The sequence below is a fragment of the Streptomyces sp. NPDC050315 genome (genome assembly GCF_040655775.1).
Lineage (GTDB): Bacteria > Actinomycetota > Actinomycetes > Streptomycetales > Streptomycetaceae > Streptomyces.
The window spans coordinates 651195-673751 of the sequence record NZ_JBFAKN010000006.1; the positions used below are offsets into that span (position 1 = coordinate 651195).

General features: G+C 72.9%; 15 protein-coding genes, 1 tRNA gene, 1 pseudogene and 1 riboswitch. Of the genes and pseudogenes, 8 read left to right on the forward strand and 9 right to left on the reverse strand.

Annotation, left to right across the window (positions count from 1 at the left end; translation table 11 throughout):
• Together AB0I82_RS25240 and AB0I82_RS25245 are read left to right on the forward strand one after the other, a co-directional pair.
• Positions 1-323 (forward strand): annotated as a pseudogene (locus AB0I82_RS25240) (RNA helicase); the annotation flags it as partial.
• 196 nt (positions 324-519) lie between these two features.
• Positions 520-595: transfer RNA gene (locus tag AB0I82_RS25245), tRNA-Lys, on the forward strand.
• Between the two features lie 89 nt (positions 596-684).
• Here AB0I82_RS25245 and AB0I82_RS25250 read toward each other — a convergent pair.
• Entirely contained in the window at positions 685-2784 is a 2100-nt protein-coding gene (locus tag AB0I82_RS25250) for a hypothetical protein (protein ID WP_363259609.1), read from the reverse strand.
• Between the two features lie 446 nt (positions 2785-3230).
• On the opposite strand from AB0I82_RS25250, the gene AB0I82_RS25255 reads away from it, so the two are divergent.
• On the forward strand, positions 3231-4346 hold the full coding sequence (locus tag AB0I82_RS25255) for a PP2C family protein-serine/threonine phosphatase (RefSeq protein ID WP_363259610.1): 1116 nt from the start codon (positions 3231-3233) through the stop codon (positions 4344-4346).
• A 30-nt stretch (positions 4347-4376) separates the two neighbouring features.
• Here the strand turns inward: AB0I82_RS25255 and AB0I82_RS25260 are convergent, their stop codons facing one another.
• Complete coding sequence (locus AB0I82_RS25260) at positions 4377-5414, reverse strand: DUF2332 domain-containing protein (protein ID WP_363259611.1); 1038 nt, start codon at positions 5412-5414, stop codon at positions 4377-4379.
• Between the two features lie 246 nt (positions 5415-5660).
• Positions 5661-5832: riboswitch (cyclic di-AMP (ydaO/yuaA leader) on the forward strand.
• Positions 5833-5843: 11 nt separating this feature from the next.
• Here AB0I82_RS25260 and AB0I82_RS25265 point away from each other — a divergent pair.
• The 3 genes from AB0I82_RS25265 to AB0I82_RS25275 all read left to right on the forward strand — a co-directional run bounded on the left by AB0I82_RS25265 (position 5844) and on the right by AB0I82_RS25275 (position 8974).
• Positions 5844-7025 carry a M23 family metallopeptidase gene (locus AB0I82_RS25265; RefSeq protein WP_363259612.1) on the forward strand — a complete coding sequence of 394 codons (1182 nt, stop codon included), beginning with the start codon at positions 5844-5846 and terminating at the stop codon, positions 7023-7025.
• Positions 7026-7448: 423 nt separating this feature from the next.
• Positions 7449-7880, forward strand: a complete 432-nt coding sequence (locus tag AB0I82_RS25270; protein WP_363259613.1) for a VOC family protein — start codon at positions 7449-7451, stop codon at positions 7878-7880.
• Between the two features lie 101 nt (positions 7881-7981).
• Entirely contained in the window at positions 7982-8974 is a 993-nt protein-coding gene (locus AB0I82_RS25275) for an aldo/keto reductase (RefSeq protein ID WP_363259614.1), read from the forward strand.
• Positions 8975-9064: 90 nt separating this feature from the next.
• Here the strand turns inward: AB0I82_RS25275 and AB0I82_RS25280 are convergent, their stop codons facing one another.
• The gene (locus AB0I82_RS25280) at positions 9065-9364 is read right to left on the reverse strand and encodes a hypothetical protein (protein ID WP_363259663.1); all 300 of its coding nucleotides are present in this window, start codon (positions 9362-9364) and stop codon (positions 9065-9067) included.
• Positions 9365-9504: 140 nt separating this feature from the next.
• Between AB0I82_RS25280 and AB0I82_RS25285 the strand changes: the two genes are divergently transcribed.
• Positions 9505-10458 carry a YDG/SRA domain-containing protein gene (locus tag AB0I82_RS25285; protein WP_363259615.1) on the forward strand — a complete coding sequence of 318 codons (954 nt, stop codon included), beginning with the start codon at positions 9505-9507 and terminating at the stop codon, positions 10456-10458.
• 16 nt (positions 10459-10474) lie between these two features.
• On the opposite strand, the gene AB0I82_RS25290 is transcribed toward AB0I82_RS25285, so the two are convergent.
• From AB0I82_RS25290 to AB0I82_RS25305, 4 genes are all read right to left on the reverse strand, one after another.
• Complete coding sequence (locus tag AB0I82_RS25290) at positions 10475-11908, reverse strand: PrsW family intramembrane metalloprotease (RefSeq protein ID WP_363259616.1); 1434 nt, start codon at positions 11906-11908, stop codon at positions 10475-10477.
• A gap of 176 nt (positions 11909-12084) precedes the next feature.
• Positions 12085-12960, reverse strand: coding sequence for a tRNA (guanosine(46)-N7)-methyltransferase TrmB (gene trmB, locus AB0I82_RS25295; protein WP_363259617.1), 876 nt, complete (start codon positions 12958-12960; stop codon positions 12085-12087).
• Between the two features lie 232 nt (positions 12961-13192).
• On the reverse strand, positions 13193-14599 hold the full coding sequence (gene lhgO, locus AB0I82_RS25300; protein WP_363259618.1) for an L-2-hydroxyglutarate oxidase: 1407 nt from the start codon (positions 14597-14599) through the stop codon (positions 13193-13195).
• 225 nt (positions 14600-14824) lie between these two features.
• Complete coding sequence (locus tag AB0I82_RS25305) at positions 14825-16435, reverse strand: MFS transporter (protein ID WP_363259619.1); 1611 nt, start codon at positions 16433-16435, stop codon at positions 14825-14827.
• Positions 16436-17145: 710 nt separating this feature from the next.
• Here AB0I82_RS25305 and AB0I82_RS25310 point away from each other — a divergent pair.
• On the forward strand, positions 17146-19236 hold the full coding sequence (locus AB0I82_RS25310) for an asparagine synthase-related protein (protein WP_363259621.1): 2091 nt from the start codon (positions 17146-17148) through the stop codon (positions 19234-19236).
• A gap of 57 nt (positions 19237-19293) precedes the next feature.
• On the opposite strand, the gene AB0I82_RS25315 is transcribed toward AB0I82_RS25310, so the two are convergent.
• Positions 19294-21189 carry a sigma-70 family RNA polymerase sigma factor gene (locus tag AB0I82_RS25315; protein WP_363259622.1) on the reverse strand — a complete coding sequence of 632 codons (1896 nt, stop codon included), beginning with the start codon at positions 21187-21189 and terminating at the stop codon, positions 19294-19296.
• 258 nt (positions 21190-21447) lie between these two features.
• Positions 21448-22263: a helix-turn-helix domain-containing protein gene (locus AB0I82_RS25320; protein ID WP_363259623.1), complete on the reverse strand. Its 816-nt coding sequence runs from the start codon at positions 22261-22263 to the stop codon at positions 21448-21450.
• Positions 22264-22557: the final 294 nt, after the last annotated feature.

Below are 22557 nucleotides of genomic sequence, written 5' to 3' on the forward strand. Positions count from 1 at the left end.
GTGGTGACCGGGGCGGTTTCAACCGTGACCGTCGTGACGACCGCGGTGGCCGTGGCGGCTTCGACCGCAACGACCGCGGCGGCGACCGTGGCGGCTTCAACCGCGACGACCGTGGCGGCCGTTCCTTCGAGCGCCGTGACCACCGTGGCGGCGACCGCCCGTTCAACCGCGACCGTCGCGACGACCGCCCGTCGTCCTTCGGCCGGGACCGCGACAACGACCGTCGCCCGCACGGCCGCCGGGACGACCACCGCGGCGGCAACGCCGGTGGCCGTTCCTTCGACCGCCGCGCCGACAAGCCGCGCTGGAAGCGCAACGGCTGACCTGCGCGCAGCGCGTACCGCTGAAACGTCTGTGCGCCGCTGACAGACCGGTGGGCCCGTCCTCCAAGGACGGGCCCACCGGCGCGTTCGCACCGGGCGTCACGCACCGCATCGAAGCCTCTCCGAGCCACTTCGACCCCGCCGAGCCCCAATGCCTTCCAGTTGTGGTCCGAGCGCGGGCTATGCTGCTCGGTGCGGGCCATTAGCTCAATTGGCAGAGCAGTGGACTTTTAATCCATTGGTTCAGGGTTCGAGCCCCTGATGGCCCACCAATGCAGCGCCCCCACCCCCGGCAACCGGGAGTGGGGGCGCTGCGGCGTTTTCCGCCCGGCTGCCGGATCAGGGATGCCCGGCTGCCGGGTCAGGGGCGCGGCGCGGGGGCGGAGGAGACGGCGCGGGCGATGCCGGTGTCCAGGTCGATGGTGTAGCCGGCGTCGAAGGCGTGCCGGTAGGCCTGGTCGCCGAGGGCGTCCCGGGTCTGCTGTTCGCAGGCTCGGCGGGCGGCCACCACCGCGGGGACACCCGCCTGCGGCCGGCCGAGCGTCTCCCACAGTTGCGTGGCCAGGCCGAGCAGCCAGGCGGCGTGCTGGCTCTGGCCCGTGCCGATGGCCGCCCGGGCCAGCGATTCCAGGGCCATGCCGCTGCCCACGCCGTCGCGCAGCCGGTGTTTGACCTGCAGTGCGGCCCGGGCGTGTTCTTGGGCCTCCTGGAAACGGCCCAGGGCCAGCTCGGCCTGGGAGCGGACGAAGTCGCCCCAGGCGCGCATGCAGCGCTCGCCGCTTCGGTCGCAGGCGGCGCTCAGCTCGTCCAGCCGGGCGAGGGCCTCCTCGAAGCGGCCCGTGCTGACGAGCGCGTGGGTGCCGAAAACCAGGGCCGCCAGCGGGATCAGGGTGAGCGGTTTCTCGCGCCAGTCCGTGGCGAGCAGGGCCTCGGCCAGGGACACGCCCTGCGCCAGGTCGCCGCGCAGCGACGCCACCCGCAGATCGGTGGCCGTCGCGTACGTCCGCTCCGTGTCGCCGAACTGCGCGGCCAGGGCGGCGCACTCGGCGGCCCGTTCCTCCAGAGCGGGCAGGTCGCCCAGGTAGACCAGCAGCGGACCGCAGGCGTACAGGGCCTTCGCCCGGGCCCGGGAGGGGGTGGTGTCGGCGGCCAGGGCCTGGTCCAGGTAGTGCCGGCCTTCCTTGAGGAATCCGCAGCCGTACCAGAAGAACCACAGTGATCCGGCCAGTTCCAGCGCGGTGTGGCCCTCGGGTTCGGCCAGGCTGTACTCCAGGGCGGCGCGGAGGTTGTCGTGCTCGGCGGTCATCCGGTCGTACCAGTAGAACTGGTTCGGCCCGATCCAGGCGGCGTCGCCGAGGCGGGCCAGGGCCAGGTAGTGGTCCCGGTGGCGGCGGCGCAGCGTGTCGTCCTCGCCGAGGCCGCGCAGCCAGTGGGCTCCGTACTCGCGGAGGGTGTCCAGCATCCGGTAGCGCTCGCCGCCCCCGGTGGGCTGCCAGATCAGGATCGACTTCTCCGTCAGCGAGCCCAGTACGGCGGGGATCTGATGGGCCGGAAGGTGGTCGTCGGCGCAGACCTGCCGCGCCGTTTCGGCGTCGAAGCTGCCGGCGAAGACCGACAGCCGGGCCCACAGGAGCCGTTCGGCGGGGGTGCACAGCTGGTGGCTCCAGCCGATGGCGGTGCGCAGGGCCTGGTGCCAGGGAGGTTCGGCGTCGCTCGCGATGTCGTCGGTGTCGCCGAGTACGGCGAACCGGTCGTCCAGCCGTGCGGTCAGTTCCCGTACCGGCAGCTCGCGCAGGCGGGCCGCGGCCAGTTCGATGGCCAGGGGTAGGCCGTCCAGCCGCCGGCACAGCCTTACCAGCTCCGCGCGGTCGGCGTCGGGGACCGTGAAACCGGGCACCGCCTCCGTGGCGCGCAGGGTCAGCAGGAGTACCGCGTCGGCTGTGTCCGCCGACGCGTCGTCCGCCTCGGGCACGGGCAGCGGTTCGACGGTGAGAACCCGTTCGCTCATCACGCCCAGGGTGCGGCGGCTGGTGGCCAGGACTCGCAGGCCGGGTGCGGCCTTCAGCAGGGTCTCGGCGACGAGCGCGCAGGCATCGGTCAGGTGCTCGCAGGTGTCCAGTACGAGCAGCAGCTCTCGCTCGGCCAGATACTCCGCCACCACGTCGATCATCGGCCGGGTGGTCGGGTCGGCCAACGGCAGGACCTCTGCGAGGGTGAGCGGCAGCAGGTCTCCCTGGCGCAGCGGTGAGAGCTCCACGAACCACGCCCCGTCGCGGAAGCGGGGCTGGAGCCGGGCGGCGGCATCCACTGCTACTCGGGTCTTCCCCACGCCGCCGACTCCGGTCAGCGTCACCAGCCGCGTGGGCCTCTCACCCGACGCCCCATCGAAGAGCCGCTCGACCTCCGCCACCTCCGCCCGGCGATCGACCGTCCCCGTCCGTGGCTCGGTCAGATTCCCCACCCTCCGCTCTTCGTGCGGCCTTCCGTGCTGCCCCTCCGCCGCCACGACGATCGCCCCTCTCGGCTCGGACCCCACGCCCGTTGCGTGCGCCGCCGACGCCAGCCTGTCGTCGTGTGCCGTGTCGCGGGACCGTTCACGGCAACTGCCCGTATGTGCCGCATGGCGGATCGTGGCGGATCGCAACAGAGCGCGTCGGAACGCGTCGGACCGGATGACGGCCGGGAGTGACCCGTCCGGCCCCCGAAGAGTCGCAGTGCCGCTCGGCGGCGGACACCCTGGGACGGCGAACGGTGACGGGAGCGGGCAACGGCGGACGGGAACCGGCACGGGACCGGGCAACGGCGGACGGGAACCGGCACGGGACCGGGACGGCGCACGGCACGGACAGCGGTGCGGAGAGCGGCGCGGGAAAGAGGCCGGAGCGAATGGGGCGAGGCGGAGCGGGCATGCCGGGCGACCGAGAGCGGCAGGCCCGTCGGGACGGGCTGTCGCCGATCAGCCGCCGGCTGGTCTGCTGGCTGCCCGCCATTCTCCTGGTCGGCGGGCTGACCTTCGATCTGCTGACTCCGACCCGGTACACCGCAGCGCCCTTCTTCTCGGCGGCGCCCCTGGTGGCCGCGCCGCTGTACTCGCTGCGCAGCACGGTGCTGGTCAGCGTCCTCTCCGTACTGGCGGAGCTGCTGGTGGTCGGCATCCACGGCCGGGCCGGCGGCTACGAGTCGTACACCGAAGCGGTGACCGTCCTGGTCGTCGCCCTCCTGGCGCTCGGGATCAACCGGGCGGTGCGGATGACCGACGCCCGGCTCGCCTCCGTGCGCGACGTGGCGGAGGTCGCCCAGCGGGCCGTGCTGCCGCTGCCGCCGGACCGCATCAGCGGGCTCGACATCGCCGCGCGGTACGAAGCGGCGCAGGCGGACGCCCGTATCGGGGGCGATCTGTACGCGGTGCAGGACACCCCGCACGGCGTACGGCTGATCGTCGGCGACGTACGGGGCAAGGGCCTGGAGGCGGTGGAGGCCGCCGTGATCGTCATCGGGGCCTTCCGGGAGGCCGCGGAGCAGGAGGCCACGCTGGAGGCGGTGGCGGGGCGGCTGGAGCGGGCGCTGCAGCGCGAGGGGAGCCGGCGGGAGGGGCTGGACCAGTTCGAGGGGTTCACGACGGCGGTGCTCGCGGAGGTGCCGTCCGAGGAGCGAGGGGTGCTGCGGGTGCTGAACCGCGGCCATCCGGCGCCGCTGCTGCTGTGCGCGGACGGCACGCTGCGCGAGCTGGCGCCGCGGACACCGGCGCTGCCGCTCGGGCTGAGCGAGGTCGCGGGCTGGCCGGACCGGGCCGATCAGGCCGATTTCCCGCCCGGCGCGATGCTGCTGCTGTTCACGGACGGGGTGTCCGAGGCGCGGGACGGGGCGGGCGCGTTCTACCAGCCGGCGGTCCGGCTGGCCGGCCGGTCGTTCACCGGCCCCGATGCGCTGCTGGACGCCTTGGTGGACGACGTGGCGCGGCACACGGGCGGGGAGTCGGCGGACGACATGGCGCTGCTGGCGGTACGGCGGCCGGAGGGGTAGGAACGCCGCGCCCTGGGCCCTCGGGGCGCGTCAGCCCGCCTGCGGTGCCTCTCCCAGCCATTCCACGCTCTGCCCGTGCTGCCCCGTGAGGGCGACCGGTCGGCCGTCCACGGAGAGGGTGAGCCGATGCGCGTCGGCGGGGCGCGGCCCGGGCAGCCACGGCAGCGCGCTGTGGTGCTCGTTGGAGACCCAGTGTCCGGCCCGGTCGACAAGGGCCGACCGTACGACCCGGGCGAACTCCTCGCGGCGCTCCAGCGGCAGATAGGTCAGTACAGCGGTGTGGAAGACCACCAGCGTCGCGTCGCGCGGCGCCTGCGCGGCCAGCGCGGGCAGTTCGTCCAGGAGGTCGCCGCGGACGAGCGGAGCGGGCGGCGCCTGCCGTACGGCCTCGATGGCGCCCAGCTGGCGCCGCTGCCGCTCCGCCGCCTCGGGCGTCGAACCGGGCCAGATCAGCGCCTGGAGCCAGCGCACGTCGTCCGGGTCGGTCACATCGAGCGGATTCAGGTCGATCCCGGCCCGCCAGGCGATCCGCGGCAGCCCGGTCGGCACCGGCGTGCCCGGCGACGTACGGCAGGGAAAGACCACCGGGCTGTCCGGAGCGCCGAACTCCGGTTCGTCGTCGTACCGATAGCGGTACCGGTCCGGGTACAGGCACAGCCCGGCCGACGCGCCGACCTCCAGGAGCGCGAGCGGCTGGGGGAGGCGGGCGAGGAGCGGCAGGAGCGTGGCGCAGCGCGCGGGCTCGTTCGTCTGCGTGAGTCGCCGCATCATGACGTCGCGTACGTCGTCCCAGTGCCGGATGGTCCACTCGCGCCAGGTGCGGTACGCGAAGTCGCCGCGCGGCCCCTGGTCGGCGTGCGGGCCGTCGAGGTAACGGACGGCGGCGAGCAGGAGATTGGGCTGCTGCTTGTTGCCGGGCGGCAGCGAGGCGCCCAGGAAGTCGCAGAAGTCCGGGTCCTGGCTGATACGGGCGGTCAGCTCCTCATGCGCTTCGGACTCGCCCCGCGCCTGCTGCCACGAGAACTCCGCGTACCGATCCGCCACTGCCTGCGCGCTGTTGACGACCATGATCAGACGCTACTGCTCTCACTGTACGTAATCACTGCGCACCCCTCCGCATAACAACTGACAAACGATCAGTCCGGTTCGGGTTTTCGATGCTCGGTCAACTCGCCCCCATTTGGTCATGACTGGCCGCATAAGTCCAGCTCAGCGGGCGTACGGATTCCGGGGAACGCTTGGAATCCAGCCGTCCCGTCTATTACTGTCCGATAACGCAGCGCGGTCGGACCAGCCGTCGCAAGAGGCGGCACCGCGCGGCCGACGCCGAATCCCAAAAGCGCACTTCAGCACCGCACCACCTGCCCAGGGAACCGGGGAACCACCACCTTGGGGTGAATCGGTCGACTCTCTCGGGAGCCGTCCGTAGGAGACCTTCCTGCTCCGAACCCGTCAGCTAACCCGGTAGGCGAGAAGGAAGGAAAGGAGTGCGCCCCCGTGGCGTCCAACAAGCCTGCCCCCACCCGGTCTTCCGAGACCCCGTACGAGCCGTACGGCACCTCCGATGCGTACGCAGCGCAGGGCTCGTACGAGTACCCCGGCGAGTCCCCCAGGATGTACGCCGAGCCGGGACCTGCCGACACCGCCGCCTTCCCGGCCCCGACTTTTCCCGCCTTCGCCGCCGTGAGCGACCCGGGTGTGGCCGATGGCCCGTGGGAGCAGTGGAACCCCACCGAGGAGTCCGTACGCCCCGTACGCGGCCGGCACCGCGTGGCCAAGCAGCGCGGCGGCGGCCTCGCCCGCAGCAGTACGGTCCTGGGCGTCGGCGTCATCGCGGCGGTCGGCGCGGGCGGCATGGCCTCCGCGCAGGGCAAGCCGCAGGTCTCCATATCCATGCCCGACCTGGGCAGCGCGGCCGAACGCATATCCGAGAAACTCCCCGCGGCGGAAACCCTGCCGGGCATCGGCAGCCTGGTCTCCCAGGACTCCTCCGGTACGGGCACGGACGTCGCGCAGGGCGGCCCGTTCACCGGGGCGGCCGGCGGCGAATCCGCCCAGGGCGGCGAGGCGCTCCGCGCCCGCATCCTGGAGCAGGCCGAGCGGGCGCAGAGCTCCGCCGACCAGGAGGCCCGCGAGGCCGCCGAGCAGGCCGCGGTGAAGCAGGCCGAGGCGGACGCGGCCGAGCGTCAGCAGCAGGCCGAGGCGGAAGCCAAGGCCAAGGCCGAGGAAGAGGCGCGCAAGAAGGAGGCCGCCGAACGGGCGGCCAAGCTCGCCGAACTGGCCAAGAGCTACACCCTTCCGGTCTCCTCCTTCACCATCTCCGCCACCTTCGGTCAGGGCGGCGACCGCTGGGCCGCCGACCACACCGGCCTGGACTTCGCGGCGCCGACCGGCACCCCGGCCAAGGCCGTGCACGGCGGCACGATCACGCAGGCCGGCTGGGCGGGCTCGTACGGCTACCGCATCGTCGTCACCCTCGATGACGGCACGGAGCTCTGGTACTGCCACCTCTCCTCGATGGTGAAGACCTCGGGCAAGGTGAACACCGGCGACGTCATCGGCCGGGTCGGCGCCACGGGCAACGTCACGGGCCCCCACCTCCACCTGGAGGTCCGCCCGGGCTCGGACACGCCGGTCGACCCGATGGCTTGGCTGCGCAATCACGGGCTGAGCCTCTGACGGGGAGCGCGTGAAGGCGACGAGGGCGTGAAGGCTGGGAAAGGCCGTCCCTCGGGCTCGTCTTCGGGCCATCCTTCGCCCTACGGGCTTCCGTCCGCCCGTCCGGGGCACTTGTCCGCCGTCGCCGCCGCCTCGTGCGCCCCGCTCCGCCGTGTACGTGAATGCGTACGTGTACGGGAACCGGGCGCACATTCAGGAGGGGAGAGGCGGTGGCCGACGGCCGGGTCTCCGCGTACCGCGGGCCCGCACGCTACGGCGGCCCTGATGGCCACCCGCACATCGTGGGAGGCCATCGGGCCGCCGACGGCCGTATCTTCCGCCGTCCCTTCCGCCGTCCGGCGGGCGCGACCCACCCCGCTCCCGCAGAATGAACGAGCCCCTGCCACCGCGCCCCAAGGGCGCGCCGAGCCAAGGACGGCCCCAGTGGAGTGGACCCTCGAAGTCGTCACCGTCCCCGTCACCGACCAGGACCGTGCGAAGCGCTTCTACGAAGAGCAGTGCGGCTTCAAGACCGACGTGGACTCGCAGGTCGCCGAAGGCGTACGCATCATCCAGCTGACCCCGCCCGGCTCGCGCTGCTCGATCGCCCTCGTCCACGGCCTGCCCCCGGCACCCGGCCAGTCCGCCATGGCCCCGGGCTCGCTCCAGGGCCTGCAGCTGTGCGTGGTGGACATCGAAGCGGCCCACGCGGAGCTGGTACGGCGCGGGGTGGAGGTCGGCCCCGTACAGCACCTCGGTGCCGAGGGCTGGACCGAAGGCCGCGGCGAGACCTGGAACTCCTTCATGTTCTTCAAGGACCCCGACGGCAACGGCTGGACGGTCCAGGAGGCCCCGTCCCCGCTCGGTACGCGTTAGGGCGACACGGTAGGGCGTCCCGCGAATTCGGCATTCGGCAGTCGGGTGACGCTGCGTCACCTACTGGAATAAGTCCGCGTCCCGACCCCGCTGACCCTCACATGTCCACTCCTTCCGACTCTTCCGCGCCCACGCCCGGCCACGGGCCCGTCCCCGTCTCCGCCTCCAAGACCCTGGGCTCGCTCACGGTCTCCCCCCTCTCCCTCGGCGGCAACGTCTTCGGCTGGACCGCCGACGTGGCGACGTCCTTCGAGGTGCTGGACGCGTTCACCGGGGCCGGCGGCAACTTCATCGACACGGCCGACTCGTACTCCGCCTTCGCCCCCGGCAACAAGGGCGGAGAATCCGAAGCGATCATCGGCGACTGGCACACCGCCCGTGGCAACCGCTCCGACCTCGTCATCGCCACGAAGGTCGGCGCCCACCCCAACCGCAAGGGCCTGTCCGCCGCCACCATCAAGGCGGCCGCCGACGAATCCCTGACCCGCCTCCGCACCGACCACATCGACCTCTACTACACCCACTTCGACGACGAGTCCGTCGAGGTCTCCGAGATCATCTCCGCCCTCGACGACCTGGTGAAGGCCGGCAAGGTCCGCGAGATCGGCGCTTCAAACATCTCCCCGGAGCGCCTGCAGGCGTCCCTCGACTTCTCCTCCCGTGAAGGGCTGGCCAAGTACATCGCCCTCCAGCCCCACTACAACCTCGTCTCGCGCGACACGTACGAGGGCCCGCTGCGCGACATCGCCGCCCGCCACGGCCTGGGCGCCATGCCGTACTACGGCCTCGCCTCCGGCTTCCTGACCGGCAAGTACCGTCCGGGTACCGACGTGGACAGCGCCCGCTCCGGCAAGGCCGCCGCCCACCTCGCCACCGAGCGCGGCCGCCGCGTCCTGGCCGCCCTCGATGAGGTCGCGGCCCGCCACAATGCCGAACAGGCCACCGTCGCCCTCGCCTGGCTGGCAGCCCAGCCCACGGTCACGGCCCCCATCGCCAGCGCCCGCACAGTCACCCAACTCCCGGCCCTCCTCTCCCTCGCCACCCTCCCCCTCACCAAGGAGGACCTCACCCTCCTGACGGAGGCCTCGGCGTAACTCCGGGCGTCGCGGGCTTCTTCGCACACGCCGAGGGCGGTTGCGTACCCCGTGCGCAACCGCCCTCAAGGCCTGTCGTCCCGTGACGGCTCACTTCCGATCGACAACCACCCAAGAAGCCGCCGCCACAGCCCCCGCCACGGCGAACACCGACGGCCAGGCCCCCACCTTCTTCGCCAACGGATGCGACCCGGCAAACGCCGCCACATACACCCCACTCAACGCCGCAGCCGCACCGTTCCCACCCCTCCTCTGCCACTCCCGAGCGGCCACAACCCCTGCCGCCGCCAACGCCACGCCCCCCAACGCCCGCTTCTCAGTCCACCGAGCCACGCCATACCCCCCGACCAGCCCCGCAGCCGCCACCACACTCGCCGGAACCCGAGCCATCACGACAACCTCCACATCATGGGATCTTTCGACCGACCTTACGGCTGGGCTCTGGGGTGGTTATGAGGAGGGCGAGTGATGACCGTCACTTTGCTATGGGACTCGGTCGTAAATGATCAAAAAGTTGCCACGATGGGGCGATGGCGAACGACACCTTCGTAGGGCATGTGGATGGCGTGCTCCCGGGCGACGTTTTCGAGGACAGGGAAGCCGTTAAGGCCGCGAACCTGCACTCTGACAACCAGGCCGGAATCTCCACCAGCAAGGACACCGACGGTTGCTGGGTGGCGAACGCGATTGCCCTCAACGGTGGGTACGAGGACGACGAAGACCACGGAGACTGGATCCGCTACACCGGCGCTGGTGGCCGAGACCAGTCCACTAAAAAGCAGATTTCCGACCAGGACTGGGACCACCGCACGAATGCCGCCTTGCGGCGGAGCTACGACCGTGGCTACCCCATACGCATCATTCGTGGGTCCAAGGCCAAGACGGAGCATGCGCCGAAAAAGGGCTATCGCTACGACGGCCTGTACGCGATCACCGACCTCCGCATGATCAGCGGGAAGTCAGACTGGCGGATCTGCCAGTTCGACTTGCACCGTCTGACGGACGTTCGGGAGGAACTGACCGAGGTCGAGCGGAAGGTGGAAGCCGCACTCCTTGACTTCACTGCCGAGGAGAAGTTCCCCGAAACGCGTATGACGACGGTGCAGCGCATCGTGCGGGACAGCTCCGTCGTGCGGCGAGTGAAGGAAATGTACGGGCATGAATGCCAGGTGTGCCGCACTCGCCTGGTGGGCGGCGACGGTAAGGGCTACAGCGAAGGTGCCCATATTCGTCCGCTCGGAAAGCAACACCGTGGGCCCGACGTGGTGCAGAACGTCCTCTGCCTTTGCGCCAACTGTCACGTACGCCTCGACAAGGGCGCCCTCTACATTGCCGATGACTGGCGCGTCATCGACCGAGCAGTCGCTGCTGCGCAACCTCAAACGGTCTTTCCCGAACTCCACCGATCACCAAAGCACAACATTGGTACGGACTACATCCAGTACCACCGGGAGTGGTGGGACGAGCAGCTCTCGACTTTCTAATGCCACGACGTCCACGTTACTGCGACGACCGCTGGTGATGCGCGTGGGTCAGAGCCGGGTGGGCCAGGGGTTTGGTTTGCCAGAGGTGGTGGAGGAGGGTGCGTTCGTGGGTGTGGAAGTCGGGGGTGGGGCCGGTGCGGTGGGCGCGGCGGCGGAGGAAGGCGAGGGAGGTGGCCAGGGCGGCGTACTCGGTCACGGCTCGGGCGGCGGCGGGGCCGTGGGTGCGGCGGGCTATTGAGCGGGCGAGGGCGCGCGTCCTGAGGGAGGAGAGGGTGAGCGGGTCGGTCGGGGTGAGCCAGCCGGCGGCCGCGTACGGGGGCAGGTACGTGCGCAGGGAGAGCAGCTCCTCGCGGCGGGACCAGACGGCGAGGCAGGAGAGGGCGGCGAAGACCGGGACCATGAAGAGCCCGTAGACGGCCAGGAAGCCGAAGCTGCCGAGGGACGAGGCGCTGTTCCATATGGAGTGCAGCAGGATCGCCGTCGTGAGCCCGAGGGCGGGGAGCGCCAGGCGCAGCGCGCGGTGGTGGGGGTAGCGGGTCGCGGCTATGCCGAAGGACAGGCCGGTCAGGACCGTGAAGAGCGGGTGCGCGAACGGCGACATGATGACGCGTACGAAGAACGTGCCCGCGGTGAGGGAGTCGGCGAGGCCGGCCAGTGAGTGCGGGCTCAGCGAGCCGAGTGAGAGGTCGCGGCCGACGGCGTTGCCGAGGTAGAGGACGTTCTCGGTGAACGCGAAGCCGGTGGCGGTGAGGCCGGCGATGACGATGCCGTCCGTGATGCCGTCGATGTGCCGGCGGCGGAAGACGAAGAGGAGGAGGACGGCGGCGGCCTTCGCCGTCTCCTCGACGACCGGGGCGACGACCGTACTGCTCCAGGTCTCGGCGTCGGTCGGGGAGACGCTGGCGATGTTCGTACTCAGCCAATGGGTCGCGAAGCCGTTGGCGGTGATCGCGACGAGCGTCGCGGCGCAGGCGCCCCAGGCGAAGGCGAAGGCGAGGTTGCGCCAGGGCTCCGGCTCCACGCGGTCCAGCCAGCGGAAGGCCGTGACGAGGATCGGTACCGGGAAGACGGCGAGGGCGAAGCCGACCAGGAACCCTTCGGTGCCGGTCTCGCGGCGGACCAGGGTCAGGATGGCTATGCCGGAGAGCGTCAGCAGGACTATGAGGGTGATGAGGGACGCGATGCGGAGCGCCGCCCGGCGGGGGGTGCGGTGCTCGCGGATGCTTCGGTGTTGGTCGCGAGCGGCTTTGCGGTGCTCGCGTGCGCCTCGGTGGTGCCCGTGTGCGCCGCTGCCGTGATTGCGTGCGCCTCCGTGGTGGCTGCCGGTCGTCGCGCCGGTCGTTGCGTCGTCGGGCGGCTGGGGCAGCGGCGGTGGGCCGCTCGGGGGTCCGTACGAGGGTTCGTACGGGGGAGCCGGGGAGCGGTCCGGTGACGGCTTGGACGGGTGCACTCTTCGACAGTAACCACGAGGTGGCGGCGGCGCGCGGAGTCGCGCGCCGGGGCTGAGAGCGGGTGGGTGGGGCGGTCGGTACCGGCCAGTTTTGACCGTAACGGGCCAGTTTTGCCCGTACGTACGTCTGTACGTCCGTACGGACCCCGGCGCCCGTCGGCCCGGTCCGTGTCGGCTCAGTCCGTGCGGCGGCGGAAGAGGAGGTCGTGGACGACGTGGCCCTTGTCCAGGCCCTGGCCCTCGAACTTGGTGAGCGGGCGGAAGTCGGGGCGGGGTGCGTAGCCGCTCTCCGGGTGGAGGTTCTCCAGGGTCGGCTCGGCGCTCAGGACCTGGAGCATCTGCTCCGCGTACGGCTCCCAGTCGGTGGCGCAGTGGACGATCGCGCCCGGGGCGAGTCGCGTCGTGACCAGGGAGAGGAACTCCGGCTGGATCAGGCGGCGCTTGTGGTGGCGCTTTTTCGGCCACGGGTCGGGGAAGTACACGCGCAGACCGGCCAAGGACGCGGGCGCGAGCATCTCGCGGAGGAGGATGATCGCGTCGCCGTTGGCGACCCGGACGTTGGACAGGCCGTTGCGCTCGGCGAGGGCGAGGAGGTTGCCCTGGCCGGGGGTGTGGACGTCGCAGGCGAGGATGCCGGTGTCCGGGTCGGCGGCGGCCATCTGGGCCGTGGCCTCGCCCATGCCGAAGCCGATCTCCAGGACGACGGGCAGGTCCTGGCCGTCGAAGAGCTCGTTCAGGTCGATCCGGGAGAGGCCGTCGATGTCCAGGCCCCACTTGGGCCAGAGGCGGCGGAGTGCGTCGGCCTGGCTCGGGGAGACGCGGCTGCGGCGGGGCTGGAACGAGCGGATGCGGCGCTCGTGGTGCGAGCCTGCGGGGTCGGCGGCTGGTCCGGTGCCGTGGGGGAACATGGGCTCGCCGCGGTGGCGCGGTGGCGCCGGGTGCGCGGGGGGCGTCTGACGCGCGGGGTGCGTCTGGGGGGCGGCGGAGGCGCCTGCGTGCCCCTCGGGTGCGGTGGGGGCGGGGTCGGCTGGGGTGGCGGGGTTCTCGGACACAGTGGGTCGATTCTACGGGCGGGGGAGGGGGTGGCCGGGGGCGGCTGCCCGCCGGTGGGGGGTGCCGCTGTGCCCACCCGTGCCGCCCCTAGCGGCACGACTGCCCACAGCGGCGGCGGCGGTGGCGCGCAGCGGGCGGTGGCGGGCAGCGTTGGCGGACTGGTTACCCCGAGGGCGGACTGGTTACCCCGAGGGGGGACTGGTTGCCCCGAGGGCCCGCAGCCGCGGCGGGTTACCCCAGTACCGCCAGTGCCCGTCCGGCGATTTCGCGGCCGATCGGTAGCGAGGCCGTTGCTGCTGGGGAGGGGGCGTTGAGGACGTGGATGGTGTGGGGGCCCTCGGTGATGAGGAAGTCGTCGACGAGGGTGCCGTCGGGGAGGACCGCCTGGGCGCGCACGCCGGCCGGGGCTGGGACGAGGTCGTCCGCCGTGATCGCCGGGAGCAGGCGGCGGACCGCGTCCGTGAAGGCGCGCTTGGAGAGGGAGCGGTGCAGCTCCCCCGCGCCGTACCGCCAGTGGCGGCGGGCTATCTGCCAGGCGCCCGGGTACGCCAGGGTGCCGGCCAGCTCGGCGGGGCGGACCGTGCGCCAGTCGTACCCCTCGCGGGCCAGGGCCGGGACGGCGTTCGGCCCGAGGTGGACCTCGCCGTGGACGCCGCGGGTGAGGTGGACGCCGAGGAACGGGAAGGCCGGGTCGGGGACGGGATAGACCAGGCCGCGGACCAAGGAATCGCGCGCGGGGGAGAGGGAGTAGTACTCGCCGCGGAACGGGACGATGCGCATCCCGGGGGCGTCACCGGCCAGCCGGGCGACGCGGTCGCAGTGCAGGCCCGCGCAGTTCACCAGCGCGCGGGCACGGACGACGCGGCCGGTGGACGTGCGGACCGCGACGCGGCCGCCGCGCCTGCCGATCGTACGGACGTCCGCGCCGTACTCGATGCGCGCGCCGGCCTCCGTAGCGAGGCGGCCCAGCCGGTCCGCGACCGCGCCGAAGTCGGCGACGCCGGTCGTGCCGACGTGGATGGCCGCGAGGCCGCGCACCTCGGGCTCGTACTCCATGATCTGCGCGGGGCCCAGCTCGCGGACGGGGATGCCGTGCTCGCGGCCGCGCTGGATGAGGGAGTGCAGGCGGGGCAGCTCGGCGCGGTCGGTGGCGACGATCAGCTTGCCGGTGACGTCGTGCGGGATGTCGTGCTCGGCGCAGAACTTGACCATCTCGGCCGAGCCTTCGAGCGCGAAGCGGGCCTTGAGGGAGCCGGGTGGGTAGTAGATGCCGCTGTGGATCACGCCGCTGTTCCGGCCCGTCTGGTGCCGGGCGGGGCCGGGCTCCTTCTCCAGCACGACGACGCGGGTGCCGGGCGCGGCCCGGGTGATCGCATACGCTGTCGAGAGGCCGACGATGCCGGCGCCGATGATCACGACATCGCAGTCGGAGCGGGGCGCGGTACCGGGATGGGGCGCCGTACTGGGGCGGGGCGCCGCACCGGGGGCCCCGGCGGGTCGGGAGTCGTCGGCGGCCCGCGCGCCGTCCGCCCGTACGCCCGCGGCCCCCGCCGCCCCCGTCTCCGTACGCCGCGCGGCCCCCGCGTCCTCACCCGGGGCCTGCCCCGCGGGCCGCTCCTCCGCCTGCTCGAACGCCATCGCGGCAGCACCTCCCCATCACGAGCAACGTCACGTCACGACCGACATACCCATCATGACGGGGGGCACTGACATCCGTCCCGCACCGGCTCCGTCGCCCGGGCCTCGACCAGGGCGGCGCACCGGGAAGAGCCGCCCGAAAGAGCGCACCGGGAGGAGCTCACGGCCCTCGGCGAGTTCGTCGACTCCCGCACGGTCCGCGGGGACGGGAAGGCGGGCGGCCGGCTAGACCGGCGCCACCAGCAGCGGCCGGGCCCGTTCCCGCAGCTCCACCACGCGCGGCTCGTCGCCGTACGGTTCCAGCCGGTGCAGAAGATCGCGCACGTACTCCGTGGTGCGGGCGGAGGAGATCCGCCCGGCCACCTCGACTGCGCGGGTACCCGCCGCGCAGGCCGCGTCCAGATTGCCCGATTCCAGCTCGGCCACCGCCGACACCACCAGCCGCAGGCCGTGCGAGCGCACGAATTCCTCGGTCGGGCGGGACAGGGCCTGTTCCGTGAAGCGCCGTACCTGGCGCGGAAGTCTCAGGTCGCGGTAACACTCGGCGGCATCGGCCGCGAACCGCTCGTACGAGTAGAAGTCCAGCCAGGACGGGTCGGGATCGCCCTCACGGGACCGTTCGAGCCACCCTTCGGACGCTTTCAGGGCGACCTCGCAGGCGCGGCCCTCGCCGGCCTTCGCCTGGGCGCGCGCCTCGACCAGCCGGAAGAAGCTCATCGTGCGGGCGGTCGCCAGCCCCCGGTTGCGCTCCAGCGCGGCCTGGGCGAGGTCGACGCCCTCGTCGGCGAAGCCGCGGTAGGTCGCCTGCAGCGACATCGAAGCCAGCACGTAGCCGCCCAGGGGTACGTCGGCGGCGGCGCGGGCGAGGCGCAGCGCCTGGATGTAGTACCGCTGCGCCGCCTCCTGCTGGCCCGTGTCGAACGCCATCCAGCCGGCGAGCCGGGTCAGTTCGGCCGTTGCCCCGAACAGCGCGCGTCCCACCTCGTCGCTGTACGAGGCAAGGAGTAACGGCGCCGCGTCCACCCGGAGGCACTCCGGCACCATCGAGGAACGCCAGTCCCCGCCGCCGTACTTGGAGTCCCAGCGGCGCGCGTCCTCGGCCGCCTCGCGCAGCTTGGAGACGTCGCTGTGGCCGACGTGCTGCGGCAGCGGCTCGCCGCCGGCGGCCGCCGTGTCCTTCGGTTCGTCCTTGCCGGCCGGGTCCTTGCCCGAAGGACCCGAGGAGGCGGAGGTACTGGGGACCCCGGTGACCGTCGGCGCACCACCAGGTGCGGCGGCCGGGCCCGAAGGGCCGCGCTCGGGCCCCGTGTCCGTATCCGTGTCCTGCGGGCCGCCCCGCCCCGTTCTCGCCTCCGGAACGCCCCGCGCCACCGAGCTGTCGGCCGGGGATATGAGCCAGCGGGAGGCCGGAGTGGCGTACGCGCTGACGGAGAAGGAACCGGCCAGGCTCTGCCAGATGCCGCCGCCGCCCGCCCGCCGTCCGGCCAGATCCAGCCGGTACAGCTCGGTCGCGGACCGTACGGCCGCGCTCACGTCGCGCGGGAAGGCCAGGCCCACTTCGGGCGCGGGGTCGGCGTCGGCCAGCCCGATTTCGTGCAGCGGCACCGGCCGGCCGAGCTTGCTGCCGATCGCAGCCGCAATCAAGTGCGGCGCCGCACCCTGCGGGACCATGCCCTTCGACACCCACCGGGCGACCGAGGTCTTGTCGTAGCGAAGCGTCAGGCCACGCTGCGCACCGAGGTCGTTGACCCGGCGGGCGAGCCCGGCGTTACTGATCCCCGCGAGGGCGAGAACGGTGCCGAGTTTTTCGTTCGGCCCGCGAGTATCCCTGGACATGCGCACCCCTCGACCAAGCGACGGCCACCCCGTACTCCCCGGGGCATGCGTCCACCCAGAGTAGTTCGCTGAATCCCGACCGTTAAGGGCCGGTGTACCGGATGGCGAGATTCGTGTCTGCAGGGGAGGTCACACCTGGGCATGTGCTCCGGGTACGTGTTGCCGTGCGCCCGTCCGTGCGCGCTGGCTGCTCCATGGCGGGCACGTTTCCATGGGACTTGCGTGGGTCGGCCCGCTGCACTGGATCCAGTGGGCTGGGGGACACCGCCACCTCATTCCCCGCGGGTGGCGGTCCGGTCCGGGGGGTGAGTCCCACCTCCCGGACTGTCGCGATCACTTACGCAACGCCGTGAAACGGGACCGCCAGGCGGTCCGTACGGTCCGCCGCCCGGGTCGCGCGCCCCGTTGACCGCCCCCGAATGCGCCGGATCCGCGCCGAGAGCGCTTCCGCCCGCAACGTATCGGTACGGAACGGACTTTGGCTGAATACCGTCACCCGTCACTTTCTCGCCGTGGGGCGGACGCGGCTCGTCGAAGCGGTGCGCGGCCCCCGAAGAGCGCCCACGCGTACACGCCGTCCTCATGCCGCCGCCCACCCGCCCCTGTCGTGGCAGAGTGGTCCGCACAACTGCTGTGCCACGCGCCGTACGGGGCGGACGAGTTCCCCGTGACCGGCGTACGGAGCGACGGGGAGACGGGCGGAGGCCGCGATGCGCTGGTTGGTGGGGTGGAGCAGTACCGCCACGGGCCCGAACCCCATCGACGACAGCCGTACGGTGCTCCCCGTGGGCGCCCAACTCCTGTGGGGCGACCCCGACCCCCTCTGGGCGGTCGGCGACTGGCGCCCCGATGAAGTGCGCATCGTGAAGGCCGACCCCGAGACCCGGATCGCCGTCTTCGGGGTGTGCGGCGCCACCGACGACCAGCTGCGGGTGGGCCTCCTCGCCGCGCGCGGCGGCGCGCTGCGCCATCTCACCGCCTGGCCCGGCAGTTACACCGCCGTCGCCCAGGTGGGCCGGCGGCTCACGGTCACCGGCGATCTGGCGGGCGCCCGCCCGGTGTTCCACACCCGGTGGGCGGGCGGCACGGCGTATGCGACCGCGGCCCTGCCGCTCGCCGACCTGATCGAGGCGAGCCTCGATGTGGGCCATCTCGCGGCGCTGCTGGCCTGCCCGGACGCCCCAGAGGCGCTCGGCACCGGCACGCCGTACACGGGCGTGCGGCGCGTCCCGCCCGGCCACGCTCTCGTACTGCGCGGCGGCTCCAGCGAGACCACCTCGTACGAACAGGCCCATTCGCTCGCCGTCTCGGCGCCGCAGCTCGCGCCCGAACAGGCCGTGGACGGCGTGCGGGAGGCGCTCGTGGACGCCGTACGGGCCCGGCTGGCGGCCCCGCGGCACGCGCCCGACCCGCTCGGCGGCCCGGCCGCTCCCGGCGGCCTGGACCCCGGCCCGGTGCCCGGCATGGGCCCGGAGGACCGACGGGCCGCGCGCGGCGCACCGGCGCCCGGCATCGGCGCAGACCTCTCCGGCGGCAGCGCGTCCGGGACGCTGGCACTGCTCGCGGCCGGCCTGCCGGGGCAGCCGGGGCGGCTCAACGGGCAGGGCGAGCGGCTCCTCGCGGTGACCTTCAACGACCGGGCCGGCAACGGCGGCCAGGCGTACCGGGAGGCCGAGCTGGAGCGCGCCCGCAGCATCGCGGACAACCCGCGGCTGCACCACGTGGTGGTCGCGGCGGGCGAGGAGGCGCTCCCGTACGCGGACCTGGGGAAGGGGCCGCTGACGGACGAACCGGGGCCCTCGATGGTCGCCGCCGAACGGCACCGCAGGCGGCTGCTCTCCGGGAGCGCCGACCACTTCGTGGGGCACGGCGCGCGGCAGGTACTGGACGCCCATCCGGCGCGCCTGGCGGACCTGTTGCTCGACCGGCGCCGCCGCCACTTGCTGCGTCCGGTCACGGCGCTGGCGAAGGCCGACGGCGCGGCCACGCACTCGGTGTTCATACCGTTCACGGTCTACCGGGCCGCGCGGAAGCTGGCCCGCACGCCCTACGGGGCGGGGATCTCCGCGGCCGCCGCGCGGCTGCTGGGACGGGAGTTCGCGGACGAGACGGTGGCGGGCAGCGCCGTGGAAGCCTCGCTCGCTGCGCTCACGTGGTGCCGGCCCGGTCCTGCCGCGCGCTGGCTCACAGGGGAAGCGCTCGCTGAAGTATCGGTTCGGCTGAGCGACGCGGCACTCCGGGCCCCGGCCGTCGGCCGCCCCGGAGAAGGCCGGGCACGCGCGGCGCTCGCCCGGCACGCCGCCGACCACCGCGTCTTCGAACAGGCCGCGGAGGTACGCAACCAGCGGCTGCACGCGCCCTTCCTGGACAACGAGGTGGTACGCGCCTGCCGCGCGCTCCCGGACACGCTCAGGGTGCAACCGGGGGCCCGCGCCTCGGTGTTGCGCGCCGTGCTCTCCGGAGCGGGCATCCGCGACCTGCCACCGGGCTGGGGCGCGACCTCGCACGTCACGCACGCGGCGGCGGTACGGGCCGGGCTGCGTGCCTCCATGGACGACCTCGTGCGGCTCTTCGATGCGCCGCTGCTCGCCGACGCCGGACTGGTCGAGGCACGCGTCGTACGCAAGGCGCTGCGTGCCGCGGCCGAGGGCGCGCCGCTGCCCCTGGACGGCCTGGCGGAGCTGGTCTCCACGGAGCTGTGGCTGCGCCGGCTGCTCGCCCGGCGCGGCACGTGCTGGACGGGCGCGGCGGCACCCCGCCAGCGCGCCGTCTCCACCGGCGTCGAACGCCTGGCGCTGTAGCCCCGCCGAAGCCGCCGGGCCCGGCCCTCAGAGGCGCCTCACGGCCCCCTCAGCGGCTCACCGGCAGCTGATCCGGGACTCCGCCCAGTCGCTGAACGTCAGGGTGTCAGCGGGCGTCTCAGGCTCTGCGACCAGCCGGATGGTTTCGCGGCCCGCCAGCGGTACATGGACCGGTACGGCTTGATCGCCGCCCCGCACCACACCGGAGCGCCACTGCCGCACCCCGTCCGCGTACACCGAGAAGCGCACCGCGCCGCGCCCCATGGCCAGGTCGTCCACGCCCGCGAGGGCGTCGAAGGCCGTGCACTCCCGATTGAGGTCGATCGTCACCGAGGACGGGGCGTGCGTCGTCACACCGTGGGCGTAGTGCTTGCCTCCGATGTTGACGCCCCCCTGGCGCTGCCACAGGAAGCCGCTCTCCGCGGCACGCACCTCCGGGTCGCTGCCGTCACCCGTGAAGTCCCAGGCCAGGGTGTTGACGGGATACGGGGCGGCCGGCGGCGGGGGCGTCGGCTTCGGCGGCTTCGGGGTCGGCGTCGGAGTGGGCTTCGGCTTCGGCTCGGGTGCGGGCTTCGGTGGCGGGGGCTTCGGCTTGGGCTTCGGGGTCGGCGTCGGCGTCGGCTTCGGAGCCGGCGGCGCGGGCTTGGGAGCGGGCGGCGCGGGTTTGGGCGCCGGCTTCGGAGTGGGCGACGGCTTCGGCTTCTGGGGCAGCGGGCTCGACGCGGCCGGGCGGGGCGGCTTCGCCTGCGGCTTCGGTGGCTCCTGGAGCGCCGCGAGCGCCAGTGCCACCCCCGCGACGGCGACCGTGAGGCCGGCCCCGATACCGACCTTCGCGGGCGTCCCCAGCCCCTCTGCGGCCGCTCCGGCCCCCGCGGAGGACCCCGCGCCCCCGGCGGCCGCAGCGGCCCCGGCACCGGCCGCAGCGCCCGCTCCGGCGATCCCCGTGACCGCGGCCGCGCCCTTGATCGCGTAACCGGCGGCGAACCAGCCGATGACCGCGACCGGCAGCACCGCGCGGATGCGCTGGTTGACGTCCGCGACCTCGTGCGCCGCCAGCCGGCAGCGCGGGCACTCCTCCAGGTGCTTGCGCAGCCCGCGCTCGGCCCGCACCCGGAGGCCGCCGCGCGCGTAGGCGCCCAGCTGGTCCGCGTACCGGGCGCAGTCGCCGCCCGCCGTCAGGGACTGGCTGACGTGCGCCTGGAGGTACGCCTGCTTGAGGCCCTCACGGGCGCGGTGCGCGAGCACGGCCGTGGCGTTGGCGGACAGCCCGAGGAGCGGCGCGACCTCGCTCGGGGACTCCTCCTCGACCGTCGTGTGCCACAGCACCGTCTGATAGCGCTCGGGGAGGCTGCGGAACGCCTGGACGGCCATGTCCCGCTCGGCCTCGTGCATGGCGCGCACATCGGCCCCGAGGTCGAGCGTGTCGTCGTCCATGGAGGAGCCGGCCGCCGAGGACGCGAAGACCGCGAAATCCTCGACCAGGTGTTCGCGCTTGGCGGTCCTGCCCCAGTCGGCGGCCGCGCGGCGCACGGTGGTGAGCAGGTACGCCCGTACCGCGGTCTTCGGCCCGGACCCGCGGCGCACCGCCTGCAGCGTGCGCGCGAAGACCTCGCCGGTCAGGTCCTCCGCGGTGTGCGCGTCCCGGCAGCAAGTGCGGGCGTAGCGGCGCACGGCGTCGGCGTGCCGGCGGTACAGCTCCTCGTACGCGCTGTCGTCACCGGCGCGCATACGGGCGACGAGCTCGGCATCGGACGGGGGCGTAGCGAGTGTGCCGGTCGCACCGGGCTCCGCTTCGGAAAGGCCGGCAGGGCTCGGCCCGGCCGCGTGGGCACCGCGGTCCTTGGGCACGCGCTGCTGCGGCACGGCTTCCGGCCGGGCAATGTCGCTGCCGGAGGCGGTGGATTCCGCGCCGACGCCGCCGCCGTCGCGCTCGTCACGCCCCTCATATGTCATCGCTGAGGCCCCCGGACCACGCTCCCGCACCTGAACATCGCGCAAGCCTGTCACAAGGATGGCCGAACCCTTACGGGGCAGCGGCGCAATCACTCATCCGGATTGACTTAACGTCTAACAGCTCTAGCCCTCGCCCTTTCGGGGCATGCTTGCAGGCTTAGGGATACGCCGTCCGAGTAAGGGCCCATGGCCTACGGGCCCCAAAGCAGAGGGCCGGCCGGGGCCACTGCCCCGGCCGGCCCCGCAAGCCGTCCGTCGTCAGGCCACCGGCCGCGACCGCAGACCCTCCAGGAGGATCTCCAGCAGCCGCGCGGAGGCGGCCTGCTGCTGCGCCGCGTCCGGAAGCGAGGGCGCGCCCGTCGCTATCACCAGCAGCACGTCCGACACCGTGACATCGGCGCGCAGCTCCCCGGCCTCGCGCGCCCGCTCCACGAGCTGCCCGACGACGTCCAGAAGCGCCTGGGCGCCCCCGCTGTCCGCCGTCGGCCCGTCCGGGGCCTGCCCGTTGGAGTGCGGCCGGTCCGACTCCTCGTCCGGCGACGTGCGCTGCGCGACGATGCGCAGCTCGCCGGGCGCGACGGCCGGCTCCGGCGCCGACCGCTGCTGCGGCACCCGCGCCCCCGTGAGCCCGTCGGCCCCGTCCACGCCGCTGCCCACCCGAAGGATGCTCGGCGGCAGCAGGCGGCCGGCGCCGGACGCCACGGACGTGCGCAGGAAGCGCGAGAGGGCCGACCACGGGTCGTCCTCCTGCCCGAGTGCGGTGCGCGCCTGGTCCGTGAGCCGCGCGGTCTCCTCCTCCGCTATCCGGCGGACCAGCACGTCCTTGCTCGGGAAGCGGCGGTAGACCGTGCCCACCCCGACCCGGGCCCGGCGGGCCACGTCCTCCATGGGCGCGCCGTATCCCAGCTCGCCGAAGACTTCACGGGCAGCTCGCAGAACATGTTCCAAGTTGCGCTGTGCGTCCACCCGGAGCGGTGTGGTCCGCCCGGGCACGCCGGCCTCGCCCCCGCCGCCGGTCCGGTCACCCGGCACGGACGCCACAGCCGCCGGCCAATGAGAACTCTGCATGTGCATAGATGATCCCCCGGTAATGACGTCTCCCCCCGGAGACTCCCCGCCCTGACTGCCGGGGCAGCCGACAACGGCCTCCACCCCGACGAGGTACGAACATAGTTGAGCGCAGGTCAAGAATGAAGGGGGCAGTTCCGTACAGTCCGCCCCTCGAACGGAGTACGCGCCCGTTCCATCCCGTTTCCGTACACTCCCGCCATCTCGTACCCCCCTTCTGACCTGCGGATCTCATCCCACACCGGCGGAAGGGGCGGTTCCAACAGGGGGTTCGGGGCACCGACCGTATTTCGCCTGTCC

What these genes read in the sequence shown, in the direction of transcription:
- AB0I82_RS25255 (WP_363259610.1), top strand. Translation starts at nt 3,231, where the DNA reads ATGCCGGGCGACCGAGAGCGGCAGGCCCGTCGGGACGGGCTGTCGCCG.
- AB0I82_RS25260 (WP_363259611.1), bottom strand. Translation starts at nt 5,414, where the DNA reads ATGGTCGTCAACAGCGCGCAGGCAGTGGCGGATCGGTACGCGGAGTTC.
- AB0I82_RS25275 (WP_363259614.1), top strand. Translation starts at nt 7,982, where the DNA reads ATGTCCACTCCTTCCGACTCTTCCGCGCCCACGCCCGGCCACGGGCCC.
- AB0I82_RS25280 (WP_363259663.1), bottom strand. Translation starts at nt 9,364, where the DNA reads ATGGCTCGGGTTCCGGCGAGTGTGGTGGCGGCTGCGGGGCTGGTCGGG.
- AB0I82_RS25285 (WP_363259615.1), top strand. Translation starts at nt 9,505, where the DNA reads ATGGCGAACGACACCTTCGTAGGGCATGTGGATGGCGTGCTCCCGGGC.
- lhgO (WP_363259618.1), bottom strand. Translation starts at nt 14,599, where the DNA reads ATGGCGTTCGAGCAGGCGGAGGAGCGGCCCGCGGGGCAGGCCCCGGGT.
- AB0I82_RS25305 (WP_363259619.1), bottom strand. Translation starts at nt 16,435, where the DNA reads ATGTCCAGGGATACTCGCGGGCCGAACGAAAAACTCGGCACCGTTCTC.
- AB0I82_RS25310 (WP_363259621.1), top strand. Translation starts at nt 17,146, where the DNA reads ATGCGCTGGTTGGTGGGGTGGAGCAGTACCGCCACGGGCCCGAACCCC.
- AB0I82_RS25315 (WP_363259622.1), bottom strand. Translation starts at nt 21,189, where the DNA reads ATGACATATGAGGGGCGTGACGAGCGCGACGGCGGCGGCGTCGGCGCG.
- AB0I82_RS25320 (WP_363259623.1), bottom strand. Translation starts at nt 22,263, where the DNA reads ATGCACATGCAGAGTTCTCATTGGCCGGCGGCTGTGGCGTCCGTGCCG.